This is a genomic window from Candidatus Protofrankia californiensis (assembly GCF_900634765.1).
GTDB classification, from domain to species: Bacteria; Actinomycetota; Actinomycetes; order Frankiales; family Frankiaceae; genus Protofrankia; species Protofrankia californiensis.
The window spans coordinates 7,212-10,254 of the sequence record NZ_CAAAFT010000429.1 but is presented as its reverse complement, the minus strand read 5'-3'; the positions used below and the strand labels follow the sequence as shown (position 1 = coordinate 10,254).

Below are 3,043 nucleotides of genomic sequence, written 5' to 3'. Positions count from 1 at the left end.
CCCGCGAAATCCTTCTTGGGCGTGTCACCGGCAAGAATCACCTCGGCAATTTCTTTCACGATCAACCTCCCGTGCGTCACATGTTGACGTGGGCCAGATGCTACCGACGGGTATGCCCAGTAGTCGTCCGGTAGGGGGTGTGCGTGCGCTCCAGAAGCGATACAACCTGAGAGCAACCATTAAGGGTGGGAGCGCGTCTGATCTGGTGTGACCGCGCCCATGACAGTCGTGGAGGGGTGGCGGCCCGTGCCTGCGCGGAGCGACGCCGCCCGTAGCGAGGTCGCGCGGGATGCCGATGCCGCTCTCACCGCTTTGTACTCGGAACATTACCGGTCGCTCGTCCGCCTCGCAGCCCTCCTGCTCGACGACATCGGCCTGTGCGAGGAGGTCGTCCAGGACGCCTACATCCGCGTACACGCAGCCTGGGGGCGCCTGCAGGACAGGGAAAAGGCACTCGCCTACCTGCGGCAGACCGTCGTGAACCTCGCGCGTTCGACACTACGGCGCCGGCTGGTGGCCCTCAAGCACGCGCCCAAACCGATGCCGCACGCGGCCAGTGCGGAGGAAGGCGCCTACGCCCTGGTCGAAAGGGCCGCTGTCGTGCAGGCCCTGCGCGAGCTGCCGCGCCGCCAGCGTGAGGCCGTGGTCCTGCGCTACTACGCCGACCTGTCCGAAGCGGATGCCGCCGCGGTCATGCGCTGCAGCGTCGGGTCGGTGAAGGCGTACACGTCGCGAGGACTGGCTGCGCTGGGCAGCAAGCTGGAGGGCCTGCGGTGACCGGGCTCGAACCCGACGAACTGCGTCACCGGCTCTTCGAGGCGGTCGAACCGCTGAAGGTGTCACCGGACGCCTACGAGCGGATCCGCGCCGGGGTGATCCGCCGACGGCGGATGCGGGTGCCGGCCATGGCCTTCGGCGGGCTGGCGCTGGCGGGTCTGATCGGTGTCGCCTACGTGGTGAGCGAGCCCCGGACCTCCTCCACCCTGGTCGAACCGGCCGCGCCGCTGTTCACGCAAACGGCCGGCACGGCGACCGTGCGGACCCCTACCTCGTCGTCTGTTCAGGGCGGGTCCGCGGGCGGCCCGGCCCGGCCCCCGGCCACGCAGGCCTCGTCGCAGCCCCCGTCGTCGGTCACGGAAACCAGCCCGGCGCCGTCCCCGAGCGCAACGGCCGGTCGGCCAAGCGTTACGCCCAGCAACTTCAACTCCGCTCCTCTCCCGACGCCGGTAGCCGTCCCCGCGAAAAAGGGCGACATCGACGGCGACGGGGTGGACGACACGCCGCATCTGTCCGGCAACACGCTTACGGTCACGCTCAGCTGGGTCGGGCCGGCCACGGTGACGCTGTCGGAGGTGGCGTCGCCGTTGACCTTCTCGATCACGGACATTGACACCGACGGTTACGGCGAACTGATCGTTCAGCTCGGTGGTAACGCCGGCACCAGGACGTTCACCGTGATCAAACTGACCCCGGCCAGGCAGCTGCGGCAGCTGAGCGGGCCGCCGCTGCCGTTGTCGGCCGGGCTTGCGGGCACCCACGGTGACGGCTTCACGTGCAAGCCCCAAACTCCCGGGACCCTGGTCGTCGCCGCCGGCGATTCCACCGGGGACCGGACGTACTCGGTGACATCCACGACGTGGCAGTTGACCGGCGAGGGCTTCCAGACGGTCGGCGCGCCCACGTCCTCGACGGTGGACCTGAACACGGCTGAGTCACCCTTCACCGCCGGCTGCGGGATCGCCTGACCCCAAATCGCCTTTTCGCGACGATTTGGGGGACCCCTGGCTTCTGTGGTTGGTCAGCGTTTGGCGGCCTGCACCAGTTCGGTGAGGACTCCACCGGTGTCCTTCGGGTGCAGGAAGGCGATGCTCGCGCCCATGGAGCCGTGTCGAGGTCGCTGGTCGACCAGCCGAACCCCCTGCGCGCCGATCGAGGCCAGCGCGTTCTCGACGTCGTCGACGCCGTAGCCGATGTGGTGGACGCCCTCGCCGTTGCGGGCAAGGAACTTGCCGACCGGGGAGTCCTGCCGAGTCGGCTCCAGAAGCTGCACGTAGGACCCGCCCGCGGGGCTGTCGGCCACGAACAGCATGGCTTCGCGAACGCCCTGCTCCTCGTTGACCTCCCGGGACGCTACCGTGAGTCCGAACGTCGTCTCGTACCAGGAGATGGACTTTTCCAGGTCGTGGACGGCGATGCCGACGTGGTCGATTCTGGTGAACATCGCGGGCTGTGCCCCTCTCGCGGTTGTTGTGATGACAGGGGTGGGGGTGCGGGCGTCCCGCCGCGGCTTGCCGGCCCGCCGTCCCGGGATGCTGCCACACCTGACCGCGACCGGCACGGATGCGACGGGCCGCCCCTCCTCGTCCGGCATGTTGCACAAGATCACGTTATGGTTACCGAAGATGCTGTCGTACCTGCGGGAGGCTCACTCATGCCTGGTTCCGTTATCGTGGCCGGCGCGCGGACACCAATCGGCAAGCTGTCCGGGGCGTTGAAGGGCTTTTCCGCCGTTGACCTGGGCGGAAAAGCGATCGAAGCTGCGTTGTCGCGGGCCGGGATCAGTGGTGAACAGGTCGAATACGTCATCATGGGGCACGTGATCCAGGCGGGCCAGGGTCAGATCACCGCCCGGCAGGCGGCGGTCAAGGGCGGCATCCCGATGAGCGTTCCCGCGATCACCGTGAACAAGGTCTGCCTTTCAGGCCTGGACGCGATCGCGCTGGCCGACACCTACATCGCCAGCGGCGAGTTCGACGTCGTCGTCGCCGGCGGGATGGAGTCGATGACGCATGGTCCGCACCTGTTGCCGTCCCTGCGGGCCGGTGTCCGCTACGGCAACGCCGAGCTGGTGGACGCGACCGCGCACGACGCCTTGTTCTGCGCGTTCGACCAGGTGGCGATGGGTCTGGGAACCGAACGGTACAACGCCGGGCTCGGTATCAGCCGTGCCGAACAGGACGAGTTCAGTGCCCGTTCGCACCAGCGGGCCGCCGCGGCGATCAAGAACGGTCTGTTCGACGACGAGATCGTCCCGGTCGAGGTG

General features: G+C 68.2%; 4 protein-coding genes. 3 read left to right on the top strand and 1 reads right to left on the bottom strand.

Going from position 1 to position 3,043, the window contains the following annotated elements:
- Positions 1 to 246 precede the first annotated feature (246 nt).
- Together DD1DGNOD_RS22210 and DD1DGNOD_RS22205 are read left to right on the top strand one after the other, a co-directional pair.
- Entirely contained in the window at positions 247 to 777 is a 531-nt protein-coding gene (locus DD1DGNOD_RS22210; RefSeq protein ID WP_241251774.1) for a SigE family RNA polymerase sigma factor, read from the top strand.
- A complete protein-coding gene (locus DD1DGNOD_RS22205; RefSeq protein WP_131768417.1) occupies positions 774 to 1,745 on the top strand; it encodes a VCBS repeat-containing protein in 972 nt (323 codons plus the stop codon). The genes DD1DGNOD_RS22210 and DD1DGNOD_RS22205 overlap by 4 nt, the downstream gene beginning before the upstream one ends.
- Positions 1,746 to 1,798: 53 nt before the next feature.
- Here the strand turns inward: DD1DGNOD_RS22205 and mce are convergent, their stop codons facing one another.
- Positions 1,799 to 2,221: a methylmalonyl-CoA epimerase gene (mce, locus tag DD1DGNOD_RS22200; RefSeq protein WP_131768456.1), complete on the bottom strand. Its 423-nt coding sequence runs from the start codon at positions 2,219 to 2,221 to the stop codon at positions 1,799 to 1,801.
- Between the two features lie 210 nt (positions 2,222 to 2,431).
- On the opposite strand from mce, the gene DD1DGNOD_RS22195 reads away from it, so the two are divergent.
- Positions 2,432 to 3,043, top strand: a 612-nt coding sequence (locus DD1DGNOD_RS22195) for a beta-ketoacyl synthase N-terminal-like domain-containing protein (RefSeq protein WP_283234743.1), incomplete at its 3' end; no start/stop codon positions are given.

Bases quoted from the DNA above. Each gene is read 5' to 3' on its own strand.
- mce (WP_131768456.1), bottom strand. From the start codon at position 2,221: ATGTTCACCAGAATCGACCACGTCGGCATCGCCGTCCACGACCTGGAA.